The 21817-nt window shown below is 71.9% G+C and carries 19 protein-coding genes; 15 read left to right on the top strand and 4 right to left on the bottom strand.

What is annotated here, in order from left to right; translation table 11 throughout:
- Positions 1–66: 66 nt before the first annotated feature.
- The gene (locus WMF34_RS29710) at positions 67–1098 is read right to left on the bottom strand and encodes an isocitrate/isopropylmalate dehydrogenase family protein (protein WP_012238401.1); all 1032 of its coding nucleotides are present in this window, start codon (positions 1096–1098) and stop codon (positions 67–69) included.
- A 165-nt stretch (positions 1099–1263) separates the two neighbouring features.
- Between WMF34_RS29710 and WMF34_RS29705 the strand changes: the two genes are divergently transcribed.
- The gene (locus WMF34_RS29705) at positions 1264–2322 is read left to right on the top strand and encodes a serine/threonine-protein kinase (RefSeq protein WP_012238400.1); all 1059 of its coding nucleotides are present in this window, start codon (positions 1264–1266) and stop codon (positions 2320–2322) included.
- Between the two features lie 135 nt (positions 2323–2457).
- On the opposite strand, the gene WMF34_RS29700 is transcribed toward WMF34_RS29705, so the two are convergent.
- A complete protein-coding gene (locus WMF34_RS29700) occupies positions 2458–3324 on the bottom strand; it encodes an oxygenase MpaB family protein (protein ID WP_437989914.1) in 867 nt (288 codons plus the stop codon).
- 337 nt (positions 3325–3661) lie between these two features.
- On the opposite strand from WMF34_RS29700, the gene WMF34_RS29695 reads away from it, so the two are divergent.
- The 10 genes from WMF34_RS29695 to WMF34_RS29650 all read left to right on the top strand — a co-directional run bounded on the left by WMF34_RS29695 (position 3662) and on the right by WMF34_RS29650 (position 15748).
- Positions 3662–4006, top strand: coding sequence for a sigma-70 domain-containing protein (locus tag WMF34_RS29695; protein ID WP_437989913.1), 345 nt, complete (start codon positions 3662–3664; stop codon positions 4004–4006).
- A 284-nt stretch (positions 4007–4290) separates the two neighbouring features.
- Positions 4291–4659 carry a ribosome hibernation-promoting factor, HPF/YfiA family gene (hpf, locus tag WMF34_RS29690; protein WP_012238397.1) on the top strand — a complete coding sequence of 123 codons (369 nt, stop codon included), beginning with the start codon at positions 4291–4293 and terminating at the stop codon, positions 4657–4659.
- A 483-nt stretch (positions 4660–5142) separates the two neighbouring features.
- Positions 5143–5622 carry a PTS sugar transporter subunit IIA gene (locus WMF34_RS29685; RefSeq protein ID WP_012238396.1) on the top strand — a complete coding sequence of 160 codons (480 nt, stop codon included), beginning with the start codon at positions 5143–5145 and terminating at the stop codon, positions 5620–5622.
- Complete coding sequence (gene hprK / locus WMF34_RS29680) at positions 5619–6917, top strand: HPr(Ser) kinase/phosphatase (protein WP_437989912.1); 1299 nt, start codon at positions 5619–5621, stop codon at positions 6915–6917. The genes WMF34_RS29685 and hprK overlap by 4 nt, the downstream gene beginning before the upstream one ends.
- Complete coding sequence (gene rapZ, locus WMF34_RS29675; protein ID WP_012238394.1) at positions 6914–7975, top strand: RNase adapter RapZ; 1062 nt, start codon at positions 6914–6916, stop codon at positions 7973–7975. Before hprK ends, rapZ begins: the two co-directional genes overlap by 4 nt.
- Positions 7972–8256 carry an HPr family phosphocarrier protein gene (locus WMF34_RS29670; RefSeq protein ID WP_012238393.1) on the top strand — a complete coding sequence of 95 codons (285 nt, stop codon included), beginning with the start codon at positions 7972–7974 and terminating at the stop codon, positions 8254–8256. Before rapZ ends, WMF34_RS29670 begins: the two co-directional genes overlap by 4 nt.
- A complete protein-coding gene (ptsP, locus tag WMF34_RS29665) occupies positions 8253–10223 on the top strand; it encodes a phosphoenolpyruvate--protein phosphotransferase (protein ID WP_012238392.1) in 1971 nt (656 codons plus the stop codon). The genes WMF34_RS29670 and ptsP overlap by 4 nt, the downstream gene beginning before the upstream one ends.
- Positions 10220–12442, top strand: coding sequence for a bifunctional metallophosphatase/5'-nucleotidase (locus WMF34_RS29660; protein ID WP_437989911.1), 2223 nt, complete (start codon positions 10220–10222; stop codon positions 12440–12442). The genes ptsP and WMF34_RS29660 overlap by 4 nt, the downstream gene beginning before the upstream one ends.
- On the top strand, positions 12439–13884 hold the full coding sequence (locus WMF34_RS29655) for a hypothetical protein (protein WP_012238390.1): 1446 nt from the start codon (positions 12439–12441) through the stop codon (positions 13882–13884). The genes WMF34_RS29660 and WMF34_RS29655 overlap by 4 nt, the downstream gene beginning before the upstream one ends.
- 73 nt (positions 13885–13957) lie before the next feature.
- Complete coding sequence (locus WMF34_RS29650; RefSeq protein WP_012238389.1) at positions 13958–15748, top strand: hypothetical protein; 1791 nt, start codon at positions 13958–13960, stop codon at positions 15746–15748.
- A gap of 92 nt (positions 15749–15840) precedes the next feature.
- On the opposite strand, the gene WMF34_RS29645 is transcribed toward WMF34_RS29650, so the two are convergent.
- Both WMF34_RS29645 and WMF34_RS29640 read right to left on the bottom strand, forming a co-directional pair.
- Positions 15841–16647, bottom strand: a complete 807-nt coding sequence (locus tag WMF34_RS29645; RefSeq protein WP_012238388.1) for a helix-turn-helix domain-containing protein — start codon at positions 16645–16647, stop codon at positions 15841–15843.
- Positions 16648–17152: 505 nt separating this feature from the next.
- Positions 17153–18841, bottom strand: a complete 1689-nt coding sequence (locus WMF34_RS29640; RefSeq protein ID WP_012238387.1) for an acyl-CoA dehydrogenase family protein — start codon at positions 18839–18841, stop codon at positions 17153–17155.
- 297 nt (positions 18842–19138) lie between these two features.
- Between WMF34_RS29640 and WMF34_RS29635 the strand changes: the two genes are divergently transcribed.
- The 4 genes from WMF34_RS29635 to WMF34_RS29620 are packed head-to-tail and all read left to right on the top strand — an operon-like array spanning position 19139 to position 21817.
- Entirely contained in the window at positions 19139–19618 is a 480-nt protein-coding gene (locus tag WMF34_RS29635; RefSeq protein WP_049876407.1) for an RrF2 family transcriptional regulator, read from the top strand.
- A gap of 9 nt (positions 19619–19627) precedes the next feature.
- On the top strand, positions 19628–20689 hold the full coding sequence (gene cysK, locus WMF34_RS29630) for a cysteine synthase A (RefSeq protein ID WP_437989910.1): 1062 nt from the start codon (positions 19628–19630) through the stop codon (positions 20687–20689).
- Positions 20686–21546 (top strand): HesA/MoeB/ThiF family protein, encoded by an 861-nt coding sequence (locus tag WMF34_RS29625; RefSeq protein WP_437989909.1) that lies wholly within the window; start codon positions 20686–20688, stop codon positions 21544–21546. Before cysK ends, WMF34_RS29625 begins: the two co-directional genes overlap by 4 nt.
- On the top strand, positions 21539–21817 hold the full coding sequence (locus tag WMF34_RS29620) for a MoaD/ThiS family protein (RefSeq protein WP_012238383.1): 279 nt from the start codon (positions 21539–21541) through the stop codon (positions 21815–21817). Before WMF34_RS29625 ends, WMF34_RS29620 begins: the two co-directional genes overlap by 8 nt.

The raw sequence follows: 21817 nt of genomic DNA, 5'->3' as shown, positions 1-21817 counted from the left end.
CCCCGCGGGCCACCGCGGCCTGCGTCGCGGCGAAGGCGCGAGATCAGCCGTGATGACGTCGCCCGGTCAGCCGTTCTTGATGCGCGCCACGATGGCGTCGGTGAGCGTCTTCGTGTCCGCCTTGCCGCCGAGATCGCGGGTGCGGACCCCGTCCAGGTTCAGCGCCCCGTCGATCCCGGCGCGCAGGCGGCCGGCGAGCTCCCGGTGGCCCACGTGGTCGAGCATCATCGCGGCGGCGAGCATGAGCGCGATCGGGTTCGCCACGCCCTTGCCGGCGATGTCCGGCGCCGAGCCGTGCACCGCCTCGAAGATCGCGGCGTGCTGGCCGATGTTCGCCCCCGGCGCCATGCCGAGGCCGCCGATGAGGCCCGCGATCTCGTCCGAGAGGATGTCCCCGAAGAGGTTCGTCGTGACGATGACGTCGAACTGCCACGGGTTCAGCACGAGCTGCATCGCGCACGCGTCCACGATCCGCTCGTCGGTCGCCACGCGACCCTCGTAGCCCTTGCTCACCTCGCGCGACGTCTCCAGGAAGATGCCCGTGAGCGCCTTCATGATGTTCGCCTTGTGGACGATGGTGACCTTCTTGCGGCCGTTCTTCTCGGCGTAGTCGTAGGCGAACTCGGCGATGCGGCGCGAGCCGACCCGGGTGTTCACGCCGGAGCCGATCGCCACCGCGTGCTCGTCGCTGCCGATCGGGATGTAGTGCTCGAAGCCCACGTAGAGACCCTCGAGGTTCTCCCGCACGAGCACGATGTCGATGTTCTCGAAGCGGCCGCCCGGGATCAGCGTCCGCGCGGGACGCACGTTGGCGAACAACTTGAACTCCTGCCGCAGGCGCACGTTGGACGAGCGGTACCCTCCGCCGATCGGCGTCTCGAGCGGACCCTTGAGCGCGAGCTGCGTGCGGTGGATGCTGTCGAGCGTGGCCCGCGGCAGCGGATCGCCCGCGTCCTTGACGCCGGCCATGCCGGCCACGCACGTCTCCCATTCAAAAGGCGCGCCGAGCGCGTCGAGGGCGCGCAGCGTCGCGTCCACGATCTCGGGGCCGATGCCGTCGCCGGGGATGAGGGTCGCAGGGTGCTTCTGTGAGGTCACGGGCTGTCTCTCGATCTCGGGGTGAATCGTCGCGTCGACGAGGAAAGGCGCACGCATAGCCGAGGTGCGCGCCGCGATCCACCTCGCCGGGAGCGGCGCCGCGCGCCGCCCGCCCGCAAGTCCCTTGAGGATCCCCGCCCCCGCCGCCATCATGACCCGGGTCCCATGATTTGCCCGCGCTGCCACCGCGCGTACACCGATCGCTCGTACGGCTTCTGCCCCGACGACGGCGCGCGCCTCGTCCAGTCGCTGTCGGCCGCGCCGCCGCCGGCGCAGCCGACGCGGCAGTTCGGCGCCATCCTCGAGGACCGCTATGTGATCCAGGGCTTCATCGGCGCCGGCGGCATGTCGCGCGTGTACCTCGCTGCGGACAGCCGCACGAAGGAGCAGGTCGCGATCAAGATCCTGAACCGCAGCTTCGCCGCCGATCGGGCCCAGCGCGAGCGGTTCCTCCGCGAGCTCGAGGTGGCGGCCGAGCTCGGGCACCCCAACATCGTCCGGGTCCTCGACGCGGGCGAGCGCAAAGACGGGTCCCCGTTCATCGTGCTCGAGTTGCTCACCGGCGAGTCGCTCGGCGTCCTGCTCCGCCGCGAGGTGGCCGTGAGCGAGGCCGTCGCGCTCCCGCTGATACGGCAGGCGGCGTCGGCGCTCGCCTCGGCGCACGCGGCCGGCGTCATCCACCGCGACGTGAAGCCGGACAACCTGTTCCTCGTCCGCTCCGCGGGCGGCCCGCGCGTGCTCAAGATGATGGATTTCGGCTTCGCGAAGCTGAAGACGGGCCCCACCACCGCCGCCGGTCTCGTGCTGGGCACGGTCCCCTACATGGCGCCTGAGCAGGCCCTCGCCGATCCCATCGACGGCCGCACCGACGTTTACGCCCTCGGCGTCACCATGTTCCGCATGCTCGCCGGCCAGCTGCCGTTCTCCTCGCCGGACGACGTGGTGGTCGTCGCCCAGCACGCCTGCACCCCGGCCCCCCGGCTCAGCTCGATCCGGCCCGGCATCGATCGGCGCCTCGAGGCGCTGGTCGCCACCGCGCTCCGCAAGGCCCCCGGGAACCGCTACGACTCGATGCAATCGCTCCTGGAGGACGTCGAGCGCATCCTCGGCGTCCGCCCGGGCGAGCCGATCGGCGCGCCGCTCAGGACGACCCCGGACGTCTACGAGCCGGTGAACCGCGCTGCTCGGGAGGCGCTCAAGTTCCTGCGGCGCCAGCTGCCCTGAGGCGGCAGGCAGCCTTGAGCCGGCAGGCAGCCTTGAGCCGGTGGGCAGCCTTGAGCCGGCAGGCAGCCTTGAGCCGGTGGGCAGCCGCTTGCCCGGCGCAGCGGCTGGGCTCGCCGGCCCGTGGAGCTGCGCTGGTCACCGCGCGCCGAGATCCTCGATACGGTAGCCGTCCGGGTACGTGCGGTTCCTCAGCTGAGTGAGCAGGCGCGGCGAGCGCCGGCGCGGCATGGCCCGCAAGAGCGGGCCGCGCGCGCGGAGCGCCCCCTGCACGAGGCCGCGCAGCCCGGGCGGAGGCCGCGGCAGCCCGACGGCGTCGAGCATGCGATCATCGATCATCGCGTGGAGGACCGGCGCCCCGAGCGGCCATAGCGCTCTCGGCAGCGCCCAGCCCAGCACGAGGTCCCGCGTCGTGACGGCGAGCTTCCGGTTGTCCTCCGAGAACCGCAGGTGCTCCGCCTCGTAATCGAGGTTGAACCGCTCGAACGCCTCGTAGCTCGGCGGGATATCCTTGATGTTCATCAGCGTCCCTACCTGCTTCCAGTAGTGGTAGGCCGCGAGCTTCTCCTTATCGAGCAGCGCGCGCCAGGCGAAGCGCTCGTTCCAGCGGATGGGCTCGAAGATGAACGTCGACAGCGTGTACAGGTACTCGTCGTTCGGGATGGCGTAACGCCCGTGCTGCCGGTTCATGCGCCGCAGCGCCGCCCGGCCGCGCTCGCTGTCGTATCCGTTCTCCAGCATCTCGGAGAGGATGAGGACGGTGTCGTCGTAACGCTTCTGGGTGCGCTGGAGGAACTCCCCTGTCTGCACCAGGAGAGGTGTGCCCTTGGCGATCCCGAAGACACGGAACAGCGCGAGCTCGAGGGCGTGCTGCGTGTCCCACGGGAAATCATAGCACGTCGAGAGAAATGCAATCTCCTGATGATCCTTGACCGGATCCAGGTTTGCTTCGATATGGTCGCGGATCGCATAGCGCGATCGCGATTCGGGAGGGGCCCAGCGCATGGAAGATCTCCTGATGTGTATCCGCCCGATGACGCGTCCATTTCTATCATGCATCGCGCATCCTGGCGGAAACATCGCTGAACAGATGAAGACGTCGATCGCAGGTGCGGTCCACCGTGGCGCGCCGTGATGATGAGGTGTGATGCGGCGGCGGGCCCGCGCCGGGCGAGCCGGCTGGCCCGGCTCCGCGCGGCGAGGCCGCGGGGAGGGCCGGGGGGAGGGCCGGGGAGCGCGGCGCCGGGACGTTCGATCAGCTCGGTCTCGCGCTCGGCTCTCGGGCCCGCTTTCGCCCGCGCGGGCGCGTGCGCGGCCTGCGCGAAGGTGGCACGCTAGCGCCGTGCCGCCTGTCATCGACGACATGATCCAGGAGCTCCTTACACGCCATCGGTCGACCGGTCGGGTGGACCTCAACGACATCGCCGAAGTCGTCGACCGCCGGGCAGTCTCGTACGAGGAGGTCGAGTACATCATCGACCGGCTCGAGTCCGAGGGCCTCCGCGTCGCCGAGCCCCTCGATCGGGGCGATGTCGAGGTGCTCCGCGCCGTCCTCGCGAGCGCGAGGCGGCTCGCGGCCGAGCTCGGGCGCACACCCACGATCGGCGAGATCGCGCTGACCTCCGGCCACGCCCCGCACACGGTGCGCCGGGCGCTGGAACAAGCGGGGCGTGCCAAGGCTTGTTGAAGAGGAGGCGCGCTGGCCGCGCAGGACGCAGCGCGGCAAACCACGGTGACGCGTGGGCACGACGACGAGGTGCGCGAGAGGTGGCAAGCCGCGGCAGGCTGGCGCAAGACGCGGCAACCCGGGGCAAGAAACGCAGAAGCGGAACGACGCCAAACAAAACGAGAGCGCTGCGCCGTTGAGTGCAGACCAGAGCTCTACATCAGTGTTACGATGGAGATGGAGGGGTGCTCTGTAGCCGTAGTCGATTGTTTCATCTACGCATCAGGGAAGGAAGGCTGGACCCGATGAACATCACGATCACGTTCCGCCATATGGTGGGTACCGACGCCGTGAAGAATTACGCCCATGAGAAGGTGGCCAAGCTCCAGAAGTTCCTTAGGCAGGCGATGACGGCGCAGGTCACCCTCTCCGTCGAGGGGCTGACACACGTCGCCGACGTTCGCCTCTCCTCCGGCAGTCTAGCCTTCCATGCGACCGAGCGGGGTGAGGACATGTACGCGTCGATCGACATGGTCCACGACAAGCTCGAGCGGCAGATCCGGGATGGGAAGGGTCACACCATAGCGCGGAAGCGCGGCGGCACGAGCGCCGGCGAGTACGCCGTCGAGGTGGAGCGCGAGGCGGTGGCCGCGACGGGACGCACCCGATCGTGAGCCGCCGCGCGCGTCGCCGAGGCGCGACGCGCGAACCGGAGCGAGGGCAGCCGCGCCCGCCGGCGCGGCGCGCTCCCATCCTGTGAGCCGCCGCTCGCGGGCGAGGCGGCGCGCTCCCTCCGTGTGAGCCGCCGCGCGCGGGCGAGGCGGCGCGCTCCCTCCGTGTGAGCCGCCGCGCGCGCCGCCGCGGCGAGCGCGGCGGCGAAGGGCGCTCGTCTTCATCAGCTCACCCTTGCGCATGCCCAACCTGCCGGGGGGCCTGCCTCGAGCGGCGCGGCGGTCGCCCAGCGATCGCGACGCGAAGAACGCGAAGAACGCTCCCTCCAGGGCCGGTCGTCGCGATAGCGTCCTTGAGTCGCGTGCCCGAAGTCCCCAGGGTACGATGGCCACATCGGCTCGCTTGGCCCTGGCCGAGCGCTGCGCCGACCGTGCCACGTGCGCCGTTCCAGAGCCCTCTCACCTCGCCCGAGCGCCGAAATCAGCATGCAAGTCCGCGACATCTTGACCGCGCACCAGGTATCCGTCGCCAGCGAGCAGGAGGGGGTCGTCCGCTCCAAGACGGACGCGCTCCGCCGGCTCGCCGCCCTGCTCGCGGCAGGACAGCCGGGGGTCAAGGCCGATGAGATCGAGCGGGTGCTCGGCGAGCGCGAGCGCCTGCAGTCCACCGGCGTCGGGAGCGGCGTGGCCATCCCCCACGGCGCGATGGAGGGCGTCGATCGGCTGATCGGCGCGGTCCTGATCTGCCCGAAGCCGATCGACTTCGACGCGATCGACGGGGCGCCGGTGTCCATCCTCGTCGCCGTGATCGGGCCGAAGCGCGCCACGGGCGAGCATCTCAAGACGCTGGCGCGCATCTCCCGCCTGCTGCGGGACGAGACGTTCAGGCGGCGGCTGCTCGGCGCCTCGACGGGGCGCGCGGCGTTCGAGCTCATCGCCGCCGAGGAAGGGAGGTCGGTGTCATGAGCGGCCCGCGCAGCGGCGGACAGGAAGGGGAAGGGGGCGGCCGGATGCCCCCCTCGACCCGCGGTGGCCGGGCGGACCGCCCCGCCATCGCGGTGCGGAGCCTGATGGCCGACGAGGGGCTCGGCATCGACCTCACGCTCATCGCCGGCGCCGCGGGCCTCGACCGGCCCATCATGAACACCCGCATCCAGAAGTCCGGGCTCGCGCTCGTCGGCCACTTCCACGGCATCGTCCCGACGCGGGTGCAGATCCTCGGGCAGACCGAGCTCTCGTTCCTCCACAAGCTGTCCCGCGAGGACCGGCTCCTGTCGCTGCGCGGCTTCTTCGAGCTCGGCCTGTGCTGCGTCATCCTCACGCAGGGCGACCAGCCGTTCGAGGCGAACGGCTCCGGCATCGGGTTCGTCCCCGTGCCGGAGCTCGCGCAGTGCGCCGAGGAGACCGGGACGCCGCTCCTCGTCTCGGCGGTGCGGTCGAGCGCCACGATCACCGCGCTGCACGCGCTGCTCGACGATCGCCTGGCGCCGCGCCTGCGGCTGCACGGCGTGCTCGTCGACGTCTTCGGCGTGGGCCTCCTTCTCATGGGGTCGAGCGCGATCGGCAAGAGCGAGTGCGCGCTCGATCTCGTGATGCGCGGCCACCGGCTCGTGGCCGACGACGCCGTGGAGTGCGATTACCGCCCTCCGGGCATGGTCTTCGGCGCCCCGGCGGAGCTCCTCCGGTACCACCTCGAGGTGCGTGGCCTCGGCATCCTCAACGTGAAGGACCTCTTCGGCGTCACGTCGATCCGCGAGCGCAAGCGGATCGACGTCGTGGTGAAGCTGGTCGAGTGGTCGAAGGACACCGAGTACGATCGGCTCGGGCTGGACGAGCGGTACCACACCATCCTCGGCGTGAAGATCCGGGAGCTCGTCATCCCGGTGCGCCCGGGCCGCGACATGGCGTCGATCCTCGAGGTCGCCGCCCGCAACGAGCTCCTGAAGAACGCCGGGTTCCACGCGGCCCGCGAGTTCTTCGGCAATGTCGAGGGCGAGCTGCTCCGCGAGCGCTCGCCGGAGGAGTCGTCGATCCCGCCGCCGGCGAGGCTCGCGGAGGAAGGCGCCTCGCGGAGCGCCGCGCCGCCCGGCCCGCCCCGGCCGCCGCCGCCGCCCGGCCGCGGCGCGGACGCGCCGAACCCCCCGAGCAGCGCCTTCCGGCCGCCCGTGGATCGGGGCAGGCCGCCCCCCGATCGCCCGAGCTCCGGGTTCAGCCCCACGGAGTCGTCCGTGAGCCTGCCGCGGCCGAGGAGGCGAGGGTGAGCAACGGAGGCGATCAGCAGCAGCACGGCCTGCTCGGGCCCGACGGCGCGCCGGGGCGCGTCGTCGTCGTCACGGGCCTCTCCGGCGCGGGCAAGTCGACGGCGCTCCACGCCCTGGAGGACCTCGGCTTCTTCTGCGTGGACAACCTGCCCACGTCGCTCGTGCAGCCGGCGGTCGAGGCGTGCGAGTCGGGCGGGATCACCCGGATCGGGCTCGGCATCGACGTCCGGGTGGGCTCCTTCCTGGCAGGCGCCACGGCGGCGCTCGACTCGATACGGACCGGACGGGACGTGGTGATCCTGTTCCTCGACGCCTCGGACGAGACGCTGCTCCGGCGCTTCAGCGAGACGCGGCGCCCGCACCCGCTGACGACCGGCGGCAGCGGCGCCATCGCGATGCTCGACGGCGTCCTCCTGGAGCGCGAGCGGCTCGCGTCGCTGCGGGCCAGGGCGACCATCGAGCTCGACACGACCCGGCTGTCGACGCACGACCTGCGCCGCGTCGTCATCGAGCGGCTGCGCCCCGCGAGGGTCGAGGTGCCCCGGATGTCCACCCGGTTCGTCTCGTTCGGTTACAAGTACGGCATCCCGCTCGACGCCGATCTGCTCTTCGACGTCCGCTTCCTCGACAACCCGTATTTCGTCCACGGCCTCCGCGAGCTCACGGGGAACGACGAGCCGGTGCGGGAGTACATCCTGAAGAACCCGGATGCCCTCGAGTTCATCTGCAGGACAGAGCAGCTCCTCTCGTTCTGCATGCCGCGCTACGCCAGCGAAGGAAAGAGCTACCTCACCGTCGGCATCGGATGCACCGGCGGCCGGCACCGCTCCGTCGTGCTCACCAACGCGCTCAGCGACAGCCTGCGGCGGAAGACGGGGCTCCCCATCACGGTCGTGCACCGGGACGTCGCCCGGGTGAGCACGAGTGGTGTACCCTCGGGGGTGGGAGAGGGCATGGCCGGGGCGCCCGGCGTGGATCTCCGGCTGGCGCAGCCGGGAGCGACCCCGTCGGAGCCTCGCCCGGCGTCGGACACGAGCGTGACGGGGGGCGAGCGGTGACGACCGAGGCGGTAACGAGACGGTTCACCATCATCAATGTGCGCGGGCTCCACGCGCGCGCCGCGACGAAGCTCGTGCAGCTCGCGGGGCGTTACGACTGCGAGATCTCGCTGACCGGGCCGGACGGGCAGGCGGCCAACGCGAAGAGCGTGATGGGCGTGCTCCTGCTCTGCGGGTCGATGGGCACCCAGATCGAGGTGAGCGCGACGGGCGATCAGGCCGCCGACGCGGTCTCCGCCATCGGCGAGCTGATCGCCGCGCGCTTCGGAGAGCACGAGTGACGCGCGGCCCGAGCGCGCTCCCGTCGGACGCCCCGGACGAGCATCCCGCCCCGGCGGACGCCGTCCGGAGCGACCCGGCGGCGCCTGGCGCCCGGGTCGACTCGAAGCCGCCCGGCGCCCGGACGGAGACGCTGCGGGGCATCGCCGGGTCGCCCGGGGTCGCGATCGGCGCGGCCGTCGTGATGGGCGGGCACCGGACGAACCACCCGCGCCGCCGCGTCGTCTCCAGCGAGATCACGGCGGAGATCGAGCGCTTCGAGGCCGCGGTCGAGCGCGCGCAGGACGAGCTGCGCGACATGGCGAAGCGCATCGGCGACCACCGCGCCGAGGCGTCGATCCTCGAAGCCTACCTGCTGATGCTCGGCGACGAGGCGCTCGCCGACGCCGTGAAGCGCCAGGTCACCGAGGAGCGCCGCTGCGCCGAGTGGGCGGTGGCGGCCGCATGCGAGGCGATCGCCGGCCGCTTCGCCGCGCTGGACGACCCGTACCTGCGCGAGCGCAGCCACGACGTCCTGTTCGTCGGCGAGCGCCTCCTGCGCGCGTTCAGCCTCCCGCCCCAGGAGCCGCCGTCCTCGCGCGACACCTCGCCGCTCTCCACGCGCAGCCTGATCGAGCTGCAGAACTCGATCGCCATGCCGGCGACGTTCGGCGCGGCGCTCCCGCGCTTCTCCGGGCCGACGATCCTCATCGCGCACGACCTGTCGCCGGCCGACACCGCGGCGATGGTCGACGAGCCGGTCGTCGGCTTCGTCACCGAGGTCGGCACCCGCACGAGCCACACCTCCATCATGGCGCGCGCGCTGGAGATCCCGGCCGTGGTCGGCGTCAGCGACGTCCTGCAGCGCGTGATCACGGGCGACCTCGTGGTGATCGACGGGCTGCGCGGCACGGTCGTCGTCCGCCCCGGCCCGGCCGAGCTCGCGGACGCGCGCGCCCGCGCCGAGCGCTACGTCGCGCTCGGAAAGGAGCTCTCGGAGTCCAGGCACCGGGCCGCCCAGTCGAAGGACGGCGTCAAGGTGTCGCTCCGGGCGAACGTCGAGCTCCCGGCCGAGGCGATCCTCGCGCGCGATCAGGGCGCCGACGGCATCGGCCTCTACCGGACCGAGTTCCTCTACATCGACCGCACGTCCCCGCCCTCGGAGGACCAGCAGTTCGAGATCTTCCGCGCCGTCGTCGAGGCGCTCCGCCCGAAGCCGGTCACGCTGCGCACGTTCGACATCGGCGGCGACAAGTTCGTCTCCACGTTCCAGGTGCCGCCCGAGATGAACCCGATGCTCGGCCTCCGCGCGGTCCGGCTCGCGCTCTCGCGCCCCGACGTCTTCCTCGAGCACCTCCGCGCCATGGTGCGCGCCTCCGCCTACGGCGACGTGCGGATCATGATCCCCATGGTCGCGGGCCTCGGCGAGCTCCGGCAGGTGCGCGCGCTGCTGCACCGCGCGCAGGAGCAGGTGCGCGCCCGCGGCCAGGCGTGCGCCGACGAGATCCCGCTCGGCGTGATGATCGAGGTGCCCTCGGCGGCGGTCATGGTCGACCATTTCGCGCGCGAGGCCGCGTTCCTGAGCCTCGGGACGAACGATCTGATCCAGTACGCGCTCGCGGTCGACCGGACCAGCCGCTCGCTCGCCTACCTGGCCTCGCCCTTCGATCCGTCGATCCTGCGGCTGATCACGAAGGTGATCCAGGCAGGCCAGGACTTCGGCAGGCCGGTGTCCCTCTGCGGGGCGATGGCGAGCGATCCGCTCGCCGCCCTGCTGCTGCTCGGCCTCGGCCTCCGCGACTTCTCGATGGAGGCGGCGGCGATCCCGGAGATCAAGGAGACGCTCCGGCGCATCACGGTCGCCGAGGCCGAGGCGGTCGCGGCGGAGGCGCTCGCCTGCGCGACGGCGGAGGAGGTCGAGTGCTGCGTCGCCGCCGCGTTCGCGCCGGACCTCTACGACCTGCTCACGGGAGAGCGCGCCACACGGTGAGCGGCGCGCCGGGTGCGGTGGGGCCGGCGCCCGCGGCGCCGCCGGTCGCGTCCCGCGTGGCGCGCGCGCTGGCCGCCTGCGCTGTGGCGCTCGGCCTGTGCGCGGCGGGCTGCGAGGAGGAGGCGCCGCCGGCGCGGCTCGTCGGGCAGGTGCACCTGACGCTGCTCCACACGTCGGACATCCACTCGCGGCTCTTCCCGTACAACCTGCAGCTCGGCCAGGTGGACGCGGGGCTCGGCCTCGGCGCGGCGGCCTCGATCGCGAACGTCGGCGGCGCCGCGCGCATGTCCCATCTCCTCGGGCGCGAGCGCGCCCGGTCGTCGCGCGCGCTTCACCTCGACGGCGGCGACTGCTTCCAGGGGGCGCCGATCTTCAATTTCTACTCGGGAGAGGCGGAGATCCGCGCCCTCGGCGCCATGGGCGTCGACGCCATGATCGTCGCCAACCACGAGTTCGACCGCGGCGCGCTGAACCTCGGTATCCAGCTCCAGCAGAACGCCGGCTTCCCCGTCCTCGCGGCGAACTACCAGCTCGAGGACCCCGCGCAGCCCGGCGCCTCGCCGCTCGGCGCCATCCTGCAGCCGTTCACGGTCTTCGACCTCGAGGGCCTCAAGGTCGGCGTCGTCGGGATGGGCAACCTCTCCAGCCTGACGTCGATCTTCGAGGCGCCGAACCGGCTCGGCGTCACCCCGCTGAACACGACCGAGGTCGCCCAGTTCTACGTCGACCTGCTCCGCCCCACGGTGGATGTCATCGTCTTCGTGACCCACCTCGGCCTCGACGGCGACGAGCGGATGATCGAGACCACGACGGGCATCGACGTCGTGCTCGGCGGGCACAACCACATCGTCCTCCAGCCGCCGAAGCGCGTGCGCGACTGCTCGCGGTACTACGACGAGGAGGAGCAGCGCCACTACATCCTCCTGAACGACGAGCGCTCACCCGGGGAGGGCGCGAAGCGCCGGCGTTACTGCGCGCCGCGCGACGTGCTGCTCGCGCACTCCGGCGCGTTCGCGAAGTTCGTCGGGCGGCTCGACCTCGTGCTGTCCAGGGACGCCTCCGAGCTAGGGGGCGGCTACGACCCGCTGAACGGCTTCGAGGTGCTCTCGGACCGGTACGAGCTCTTCCCGGTGACCGAGGGCGTGCCCGCCGATCCGATCGTCGCCTCGGCGCTCGAGCCGTACGCGCAGGGGCTCGACGCGCTCGCGAACCTCGATCTCCTTGTCGGCTATGCGCCGGGCGGCTCCCGCCGCGCCTCGGCGAGCGGCGGCGACTCGCCGCTGGGCAACCTCGTCGCCGGGGCGATGTGGCTGCGCCTCGGCATCCAGGCCGATTTCGCGCTCACGAACACGACGGGCATCCGCGCCGACCTCGTGCCCGGCCCGGTGACGGTCGAGCAGATGTTCAACGTCTTCCCCTTCGACAACTCGATCTCGAAGATGCAGCTCTCCGGCCTCGAGGTGCAGGAGCTCTTCGACTTCGTGGCGCGCCGATCGAGCGGCCGCGGGTGCGTCTCGCAGGCGCAGATCGCGGGCGCGCGGGCCGTCATCGACTGCGCCGCGCGCTCGGCCGACGGCGCCGCGTCCGGCGTCGCGACCCACGTGTACATCGGCGCGCGCCAGCCGGCGATCGCGTGCCCGAACGGCGACGCCGACTGTCCGGGCGGCGAGGTGGGCAGCTGCGACGTCGAGGCGAGGCGCTGCTGGCAGCCGCTCGATCCGATCGCGACCTACGAGCTCGCGACGTCGAGCTACCTCGCCCAGGGCGGCAGCGGGTTCCGCGTGCTCCAGCGCAACACGACGCAGCTCGACACCCAGGTGCAGCAGCGCGACGCGCTGATCGACGCCATCCGCGCGGGCAGCCCGTGCGGCGCGGGCGAGCGCGGCGAGCTCGCGTCGTGCCGGCGGGACGCCGATTGCGCGGGCGTGGGCGAGGGCTTCGTCTGCGCGTGCCCCGAGTCGGTGGTCGAGGGGCGGGCGTGCAAGACCGGCGAGGCGCCGTGCTCCCGGGGCGCGTGTGTGCTCGCGCGCTGCCGCGATGACGTCGCCGCCTACCAGCGCGACGTCTGCGCCGAGGCGCCGACCGACTGGGTGCGGGAGCAGTGCGAGAGCGCGCTCGCCCCGTGCAGCGCCGCTGGCGAGCAGTGCAAGTACCTGGCGTGCGTCGACCGGCGGCTCGGCAACTTCTCCGACAACCGCTTGCGGATGGTGGGCCAGTGACGCCGCGGGCGAGGCGCAGAGCGGCGCTCGCGGCCGCCGCGCTTGCCGGGTGCGGCAGCGACGGCGGGCCGCCCCGGGGCGTCTCGAGCTTCTGGGTCCAGGTCGTGCAGGTGAACGGGGAAGCGCCCCCCTCCGTCGATGCGCCGCTGCCGGCCAACCGCGGCGACACGGTGGACGCCTGGTCGTTCAGGATCGAGGCGCGCGACGCTGCCGGCCGCCGGCCGCCCTTCGACGGCATGGTCAGGCTGAGCGTCGATCCCGGGGCGGTGCTCGACGTCGAGGCGAACGACGAGGGCGTCGCGGTCGGCCGCAACATCCGCCTGCGGGACGGCGTCGCCGAGGGGATCGCCCGCGTGACGGCCGTCTACGGGCCCATCCGGCTGTGGGTCGAGGACCTCGGCTACCGGCCCGCGTCCCGGGGCGACCGCCCCGCGTGCGCCAACGGCGTCAACGACGACGCGCCCGGCGACGCGCTCGTCGATTTCCCCGCCGATCCCGGGTGTGCCTTCCCGGACGACGACACCGAGGAGGGCGGCTCCTTCAGCGCCGGCGTCTCGAAGCCGGTCGCCTACGCCTTGCCGCGCATCGCCGACGTGCAGGGCGGCGGCTCGGCGACGCCCTACCCGTCCGAAGCGATGCGGATCGACACCGCGGCTCCCCAGCAGGTCGTCGTCACGCGTGTCTCGAGCGACGGCTTCTACGTCACCGATCTGGCCGGCCAGGACAGCGGCTTCAACCACATCTTCGTGTACAATTTCAGCACGCCTGCCAACCTGCGTGTCTGCGATCGGGTCGAGTACCTCGCGGGCACCGTCGACGAATTTTTCGGCTTCACCCAGCTCTCGTTCCCTTCGTACGAGATCGCGCGCGCGCAGGAAGGAGCGGAGTGCCTGGTCCCGGAGCCGACGGTGCTCGACGGGCCGACCATCGCCGGCGCCTCGGCCATGGAGCGCCTCGAGAGCGGGCTCGTGCGCGTCGAGGGGTTCCACATCGGCGAGCGCTTCGGCCCGAGGCCCGCGAGGGACAACGTCTTCGCCGCGGAGCAGTCGAGCTGCGATCTGAACGGCGACGGGCAGGTCGATTTCGAGAGCCAGGCCGAGAGGAGCTGCGTGAACGCGTGCTCGGACGACCCCGAGTGCAGCGAGTGGACGAGCTACTCCGCGCGCGGCAACTACAAGATCACGGACGGGTCGAGCATGATCCAGATCCAGACGGGCACGGTGGGCGCGTTCGATCCGCCGTCGCACCGGGGCGAGGTGATCGACGCGGTGACTGGCACGCTCCGGAGCTTCTCGGGCGGCTCGCTGAACTGGACGATCGAGGCCCGCTGTCCGGACGACCTCGTGTGCGGGGCGCCCGGCTGCGCGCCCGCCACGAAGCCCTCGAAGGAGGCCTGCGTCCGGACGCGCAGCTTCGACGACGACGACGCGGAGACCGACTAGCCACCTCCTCGCCTTCGCCGCGGCCGCGCCGCGCCCGCCGGTTCACCCAGGCCCAGGAAAGCCACCGCCCTCCATGCACCGAAGCGCGCTCCTCGCCCCTGCTGCCTCCGCGGCCTTGCTGTTCACGCTCGCGCCGCCGGCGCTGGGCCAGCCGCAGCCGCCGCCAGCGCCGAGCCCGGACCAGGCGGCCCCGGCGCCCGACGCGCCAGGCTCGGACCAGGCCGCGCCGGCCCCGGCGCCCGCCGCGCCGCCTCTGATCTCGCAGCCCGCCCCCACGCCCGTTGTCCCCACCCTCTCGCGGATCGAACCCTACCTCCCGCCAGCGGCCACCGAGCCGCCCGTCCGCGCGGGGGACGCGATGGACACGCGCCTCACGTGGACGCTCGGCGACGACGACCTGCTCCACGACACGGGCCAGGCGCAGCCGCTCTCGCTCAACCTGAGCGTCGGCGATCGGAAGCAATACCGGCTCTTCTTCGACAACCTCAACTCCCGCTTCAGCGGGCGCGAGAACCTGACGCACCTCGCGCTCTACAAGAGGATGCCGGGGTTCATCGAGCGGCTGGACACCGAGGCTTCGCTCGTCTTGCGCATCGACCTCGCCGCGCTGTCGAGGAACAACAACAGCGTCAATCAGGCGTTTTACGACGCCGGATCGTTCATTCGCGCCTTCTATCACCTAGGCCGCAGGGCAGAGGGGAGGACCGGCGTCGGTGTCACGCTCTGGCCCATCGACACGGACCGGTTTCGTCTCGGCTACCTCTACGAGATCTCGTGGGGCGGGACGAACGGCTCCGCCAACCAGTCCATCTTCCCGCGCATCATCGGAACCGCGCCTGGCGCGAAGGTACAGCTCGATGCCGACCGGTTCAGCGTGTACGCGGGGTTCAAGGTCGCGAGCCTCACCCAGGTCCAGAGGGTGCTCACCCCCGGCACGAGCGAGACCGAAGAGATCCGAATCGCTCAGACCAACTACGGCTTTCTCCTCGGCGGGGGCGCCGATCTCCACCCCTGCGTTCACGTCGACCTCGGCGCCGGTTACTTCCAGCAGGGCCGCTTCGACTTGCCCGACGTCGCCGGCGACCCGGTCTACACCTACGGCGCCTCGGCACGGGTCGTCGCGCATGCCAGGAACGAGCCCATCCCGCAGTCGGTCGACTTCCTCCTCTATCGCAACGATCCCAGCAAGCCGCAGAGCCTCTTCAAGCCCGAGACGTACGCGCCGGGCAAGACGACATGGGCGGTGAGCCTCGAGGCGACGAACCTCTTTCAGAACCTCAAGGACTTCGAATCTGCCGGCGCCACCGCCCACCAGCCGGCACGCGCCGGCGCCCTCCAGGCGGTCGTCAAATCCGGATATGCGCGCGCGAGCGTCACGGGCGTCTACCGCGACCTGCCGTTCGTGCTGCGCAACCAGCCGAGCTTCATCCCCTTCCAGACGATCCCGAAGACCGCGCAGACCTCGACGGCCGACGAGCTCTTCTTCGCGCTCGCGGCCGACTACCACCTCGCGTCCGCGCGGCTCACGCCTGGCCTCGGCGTGGGCCTGCAGTTCCCCGCCGCGTTCAGGACGATGTCCGTCGACGCCATGAGCGCGGTGATCGCGCGCACGTCCGTCGTCCGGGAGCAGGGCAATGTGTCGATCCTCCCCTACAACACCTCTGCTGTGCCTATCTTCCAGGCCCGCGCGAGCCTCACGTGGGATATCAGCAAGATCCTCTCCGCCGTCGCGTGGGCTCAGTACGTGCGCGACAACAACGGCACCTTCATGGAGCGCGATCCCTCCGAGGGCACCGTGGCCCTCCGCACCTTCGTGAACCCCGACTTCTTCGGCCTCGGCACGAGCTTCCAGGCCCGCTTCTGATCCGGCGACCGCGCCGCGCGCTCACCGCGCGCCCGCGTCGCGCGCTCGTCGCGCTCCGCTTCCCGCGCTCGCCGCGTCGCGCCTGCCCGCGCTCATCGCGGCTGGAAGTCCTTGAACGCCGCCACGGCCCGCGGCGACGTGCTCACCGTCTCCACGATGCGGAAGCCGCCGCGCAGGTAGAAGCCCTCGAAGTGCAGCACGCTCTCGCCCTCGGCGGGCTCGATCTCCCAGTAGCGCGAGCGGTCCTTCGACGTGCCGAGCACCGCGATCCGCCGCCACCCCGCCGGGATCATCCCCGTCCACTCGGGGCCGCGCTTCTCCGACAGCTCGAAGTCGTCGCGGCTGTGCTTCACCCGGAAGCTCGCGTCCGGCCCCGAGCCGATGCGCGCGTCGAGCGTGGCCCCGGGCGGTCCCTTCGCCATCTGGTCCTGACGCCGCGGCCCCCGCTTGCTCACGCGGTAGCCCGCCACCGACTGAGGATCGAGGTAGTAGGTGCCCCCTTCCTTGCTCGCGCGCAGCCGCCCCGCGTAGATCGCCTGGCGCACCGCGCTCTCCGAGATGCCGAGCTGGTGCGCGGCGTCCGGCACCGTCATCGTGAAGCGCGTCCGCGGCGTGACGACCGCCGAATCGGGCGGCAGCCGCTTCCGCGCCACGCAGTCGAGCATCACGTGGAAGGCCGGGTCGCGGTACACGTCGGCCGTCGCGACGCTCCGGCCCGCGACGGAGGTCCTGTCCAGCAACGGGTTCTCCGGGCCGAGCACGAGATCGAGCAGCTCCGCGTCGGACACCGACGGATCCCTGGCCGCCGCCAGGACCCGGGACAGAAAGGCGCCCAGCTCGCCCGCCGGCGTCGGGAACTCGACCGTCTCGCCGGACAGCAGCGTGTATTGCGTCTTCATCTCGCCTCTTCGCAGCTCGCAGCTCGTCGTGTGCGCTCGCCCACACCGCGCGCCGCACGCGTGCCCGGGCCCACGCGAGCCCGATCCGTCCAGGAGGCGGACGAAGTCCCACGCACGCGCCGGAGGCGCGCGCAGGCGGATCTCACCCCACCGGGGACGCCGCGCCGGCGGAGCCCGCCTCGATGGACGGGCCCGCCCGCACGTCGCCCGCGTCGGGCACGCGTTCAGCGCCGCAGCTACGCATTACTGTAAGCCCGTTCAGGTTGTCCCGTCTAGTGCCTTCGCACGCCGCTAGGACAAATGCCGTCCGCTTCCAGTACGGCCGTGCGTTCGCAACCGTCCGAAATCAAACATTAATTCTGTATGATCAGAACGCGGCGCGACCACGGAAAAATCGTCGAAGGTCGCGGACGGGGCGCGGATCGCGGCCCCACGCCCGCCTCGCGCTGTCGCCACGCCCGGGTTGCCGGAGGGATCTGTTCAGTGGGTAGGCCCCACCTTTTGTTCAGGTGTCGGGCCGCTGTCGCGTCTCGGCGAGGGCCTCGATCGTGTCGCGATCGTGGTCCCGGATGCAGTCGACGCCGTTGCGCTCGAACTGGATGGCGGCGGCCAGCGCGGTCCGGCTTCGCTCGCGGTCCATGGCCCACGCGGCGTGTCGCACGAGCAGCGCGAGCTGCAGCGCCCGGCCCAGGGTGATCGCGACCCGGCGGGCGCCCGCCTCGAGGCCGGGGCGGTCGGCGGCGGCCATCTCCTTGATCCACGCGCGGGCGTGCGAGACCGCGCGCGACGCGGACGTCTCGGCCTCGGCGAGCTTCGGCTCGACGACGCCGGTCAGGAGGCGCGCCACCTCCGCCGCGAGGATGTCGAGCGAGCCGTCCTTCAGGATCACCCGCAGCGCGTCGAGGGCGAGCACGTTCGTCGTGCCCTCCCAGATCGTGAGGACCTGCGCGTCCCGGAGCAGGCGCGGCAGTCCCGTGTCCTCGACGTAGCCGGCCCCGCCGAACGCCTCGAGCACCTCGCTCAGCACCGACACCGCCTGCTTGGCGGTCGTGAGCTTCGCGAGCGGGATGATCAGCCGCAGCAGCTTCGCCTCCGAGTCGGTGAGCGAGCCCGTCTCCTCGCGCCCGAGCAGCTCGATCGCGCGGAAGGTCAGGTGGAAGGCGCCCTCGAACTCGGCCTGGAGCTCGGCGAGCGTGTCCATGTGCAGCGGCTTCTCCGCCAGCGTCGTGCCGAACTGGACTCGGCTCTGGGCGTACGAGCGCGCCAGCGCGAGCCCCCGGCGCATCCCGGCGATGGCGCCGATCGCGTTCCAGGTGCGCGTCACGTTGAGCATCGGCGCGATCGCCCGGACGCCGTTCGACAGGCCCGCCACCGGCGTGGCGAGGACGCCGTCGAGCGTGAGCTCGGCGGTCGGCACCTTGCGGGTGCCGAGCTTGTCCTTCAGCCGGTTGATCAGCACGCCCTCGCGGCGCCCCGCCTCGCCCGCGAGCTCCACGTAGAAGAGCGCCAGCCCGCGGCTGCCCTCCGGGTTGCCCTCGGGGCGCGCGAGCGTGAGCGCCATCTCCGACGTGGTCGACGAGGCGAACCACTTCGTCCCGTGCAGCCGGTAGGCCCCGTCCGGGCCGAGGCGCGCCGCCGTCTCGCTCCGCCCCACGTCCGAGCCGCCGGTGCGCTCGGTCATCCACTGGCCCGAGGTCCACGCGGCGGCGGGGTCGCGGCTTGTGAGCCGGGGCACCGCGCGGTCGATCAGCGCGCGGTTGTCGCTCGCGAGGAGCGTCCGCGCGGCGCCGTCGGTCATCGCGAGCGGGCACGTGTACACGTCGCTCGACGCGTCGAAGAGGTACGCCAGCGCGAACTGATGGACGCGCGAGAACGCGCCGTGCGCCCGCTCGTAGGCCGTCGCGACGACCCCCCGCTCGCACGCGATCCGGGCTGCCTCCTTCCAGAGCTCGGTCACCTCGACGTGGTCGATGCGCCTCCCCCAAGCGTCCCACGACGTGAGCTTCGGCTCGTTCGCGCGATCGGCGAGCTGCAGCTGGTACAGGCGGCCGCCGGCGAGCTCTCCCATCTCCCGCAGCGAAGGCGTTATCGACGCGGCCACCTCGCGCGGCAGGGCCCGCGCGAGGTAGGACCGCAGCACGCGGTCGTCGTCGTACTGGTTCCCGAGTGTGGGGGGGTCTTGATAGAAAGCCACCGGCCGACTCCTAGGTTGGTGCGCCGCAACCCGAACCGTGCGACGCCCGCGCGCCGATCACGTTCCGCGCGCCCCTCCGTGCACGCGCGGCGACTCGCAGCCTCGATAGAGCTCGAAGCTACTGAACCCGTCCCACCCGGTTCAACAGGAAGCCGGAGGCTGCGTCACGCCGACGCGGCGAACGGTGAACCTCTGCTGGTAATTTCGCCGCGACGCCCTGTTTTTGTGGGCTGTTCGGGTGCTGTGTCGCACGGAAAGAAGCGGAAGTCGCTGAATGTGCAGTTCTTGACTTCTCCGATGTACCAATGCATATGGCTGGCGGTGAAGCTCTCGAACAAGGGTCGCTACGGTGTGCGCGCATTGTTCGATATCGCATTCCACAACGACGGGCGGCCGACCCAGATCCGCGAGATCTCCGAGCGGGAGCTCATCCCCGCGCGCTTCCTGGAGCAGATCTTCCAGGACCTGAAGAAGGCCGGGCTCATCAGCTCGAAGCGGGGGCCGCGCGGCGGCTACCACCTCGCGCGGCCCGCGAGCGAGATCAGCCTGGGCGACGTCGTCCGCGCCCTGGAGGGGCCGGTCGCCGTGATCGCCCCGGATGACGACGGCAGGCCGGAGGGCTCGCCGCTCGACCCGCCCACGGCCGTGTTCCACGATCTGGCGCTCGCCATCGAGCGCTGCTTCGACTCGGTGTCGATCGCCGACGTCTGCGAGCGCGGCGTCGAGCTCGGCGTGCGCCGCAAGGGGCGGCCGGAGCGCTCGACCTACGTGATCTGAGCCGACACCATGAGCAGCCCCGAACGATCCGCAGAGTCCACCGGCGCCCCCCGCCCCCCCGCGGAACCCGCGGACGGCGCGGCGCGGTTCCCGCCGCTCCCGTCGCACCCGCGCGTCGTCGACAGCCTCCTCGACCTCGTGGGCGACACGCCGCTCTTCGAGATCCGCCGCGTCGACGCGGCGACGCCCCGGGGGCGCGTCTTCGGGAAGGCCGAGCAGCAGAACCCGGGCGGCTCGCTGAAGGACCGGATCTGCCTCGCCATGATCGAGGGCGCCGAGGCGCGCGGGCTGCTCGGCGCGGGCGGCGTGGTCATCGAGCCCACGTCGGGGAACACCGGGATCGGGCTCGCGATCGTGTGCGCGGCGAAGGGGTACCGCTGCATCCTGACGATGCCGGCGAGCATGAGCCTGGAGCGGCGCCAGCTGCTCGAGGCCTACGGCGCGGAGGTCGTCCTGACCGAGCCCGAGCTGCAGATGGAGGGGGCCATCGCCCGGGCGCGCGAGCTCGCGGCGGACATCCCGGGGGCGCTCATCCTCAGCCAGTTCGACAACCCCGACAACCCGCGCGTCCACGCGGAGACGACCGCGCGGGAGATCCTGCACGCGATGGCCGGCCTCGACGCGCCGGGGCGGCCCGGTCCTCGGCGGTCGCTGACGATCGACGCGTTCGTCGCCGGCGTGGGGACGGGCGGGTCGGTGAGCGGCGTCGGGCGGGTGCTCAAGCGGATGCGCGCGGCGACGCGCGTCATCGCGGTCGAGCCCGAGTCGTGCGCGACCATCTCGCGCGGCGAGCGCGGGCCCACCAAGATCCAGGGGCTCGCCGCCGGGTTCGTCCCCGCGAACTACGATCCGCGCGTGGTGGACGAGGTGCGGACGGTCGGCGATCGCGCCGCGTACGACACGAAGGTGGCGCTGGCCCGGCAGGAGGGGCTGCTCGTCGGCATCAGCGCTGGCGCGGCGGTGCGCGTCGCGCTCGATGTCGCCCGCGAGCTCGGCCCCGACGCCAACGTGGTGACCGTCCTCTGCGACACCGGCGAGCGCTACTTCAGCCTGGACGAGTATTTCCGATGAGCGGGGGCGGCGAGGCGATCCGCGGGTGTGTCCTCCTCGTCGGGGCGGGGGGGATCGCCGCGCCCGCCGGGCTCGCGCTCGCCGCCGCCGGGGTGCGGGAGCTCCGGGTCGCGGACGACGACCAGGTCGAGCTGACGAACCTGCACCGTCAGATCCTGTTCGACGACGGCGACGTCGGGCGGCCGAAGCTCGATGCGTTCACGGAGGCGCTGCGCCGCCGCTTCCCCGGGCTCCGCGTCGATCGCCGTTACGGCCGCTTCACGCCGAGCGCGGCGGCGGGGCTGATGCCGGGCGTCTCCGTGGTGGTCGACGCGACCGACAACTTCGCGTCGCGGTTCCTGATCGCCGACGTGTGCCGCCTCACGAGGACGCCGGTGGTCCATGCCGCCGCGATCCGCTGGCGCGCGACGGTGATGGCGGTCGCGGGGGAGGGGGCGCCCTGCTACCGCTGCCTCTTCGAGGACCTGCCGACGGGGGACGCGCCGGATTGCGCCACGGCCGGGGTGGCTGGCCCGGTGTGCGGCGTGGCCGGCGCGATCGCGGCGGATCGCGCGCTGGCGATCCTCGCGGGCGACGCGTCGATCTTCGGCCGGATCGCGACGTACGACGGCCGCACGGACACGCTGCGCAGCGTCCCTGTCTCCGCGCGGCCCGCCTGCGACCTGTGCGGAGCGCGCGCCGCGATCGCGACGATCGACGCGTCCCGCTACGTCGTCGCGTGCGCGGCCGAGAGCGGATCCCCGACCCACGTTGAAGGGGACCGCGAGAGCGGATCCCCGACCCACGTTGAAACTGAAAAGGACCGCGAAGGCGGATCCTCGACCCACCTCAAGACTGGAGAGCAAGACCATGGCTGACACCGCGACCGTCCGCATCCCGACCCCGCTCCGCACGCTCACCGGCGGACAGGACGAGGTCAAAGCCGCCGGCGGCACCGTCGGCGAGCTGATCGAGAACCTCGAGAAGAGCTACCCCGGCATCCGCGACCGACTCCTCGACGAGAAGGGCGTGCGGCGCTTCGTGAACATCTTCGTGGGCGACGAGGACATCCGCTTCCTCGATGGGCTGAAGACGCCCGTGAAGGGCGGTGACCAGGTGGCGATCGTGCCCGCGATCGCCGGGGGCTGA

The organism is Sorangium sp. So ce145 (genome assembly GCF_051525985.1).
Taxonomy (GTDB): domain Bacteria; phylum Myxococcota_A; class Polyangia; order Polyangiales; family Polyangiaceae; genus Sorangium; species Sorangium cellulosum_B.
The sequence above is the reverse complement of the archived record's forward strand: the minus strand, read 5'-3'. Positions and strand labels throughout refer to the sequence as shown.

What these genes read in the sequence shown, in the direction of transcription:
- cysK (WP_437989910.1), top strand. Translation starts at nt 19,628, where the DNA reads ATGAGCAGCCCCGAACGATCCGCAGAGTCCACCGGCGCCCCCCGCCCC.
- hprK (WP_437989912.1), top strand. Translation starts at nt 5,619, where the DNA reads ATGAGCGGCCCGCGCAGCGGCGGACAGGAAGGGGAAGGGGGCGGCCGG.
- WMF34_RS29705 (WP_012238400.1), top strand. Translation starts at nt 1,264, where the DNA reads ATGATTTGCCCGCGCTGCCACCGCGCGTACACCGATCGCTCGTACGGC.
- WMF34_RS29685 (WP_012238396.1), top strand. Translation starts at nt 5,143, where the DNA reads ATGCAAGTCCGCGACATCTTGACCGCGCACCAGGTATCCGTCGCCAGC.
- WMF34_RS29645 (WP_012238388.1), bottom strand. Translation starts at nt 16,647, where the DNA reads ATGAAGACGCAATACACGCTGCTGTCCGGCGAGACGGTCGAGTTCCCG.
- WMF34_RS29620 (WP_012238383.1), top strand. Translation starts at nt 21,539, where the DNA reads ATGGCTGACACCGCGACCGTCCGCATCCCGACCCCGCTCCGCACGCTC.
- WMF34_RS29635 (WP_049876407.1), top strand. Translation starts at nt 19,139, where the DNA reads ATGTACCAATGCATATGGCTGGCGGTGAAGCTCTCGAACAAGGGTCGC.
- WMF34_RS29650 (WP_012238389.1), top strand. Translation starts at nt 13,958, where the DNA reads ATGCACCGAAGCGCGCTCCTCGCCCCTGCTGCCTCCGCGGCCTTGCTG.
- hpf (WP_012238397.1), top strand. Translation starts at nt 4,291, where the DNA reads ATGAACATCACGATCACGTTCCGCCATATGGTGGGTACCGACGCCGTG.
- WMF34_RS29700 (WP_437989914.1), bottom strand. Translation starts at nt 3,324, where the DNA reads ATGCGCTGGGCCCCTCCCGAATCGCGATCGCGCTATGCGATCCGCGAC.
- WMF34_RS29625 (WP_437989909.1), top strand. Translation starts at nt 20,686, where the DNA reads ATGAGCGGGGGCGGCGAGGCGATCCGCGGGTGTGTCCTCCTCGTCGGG.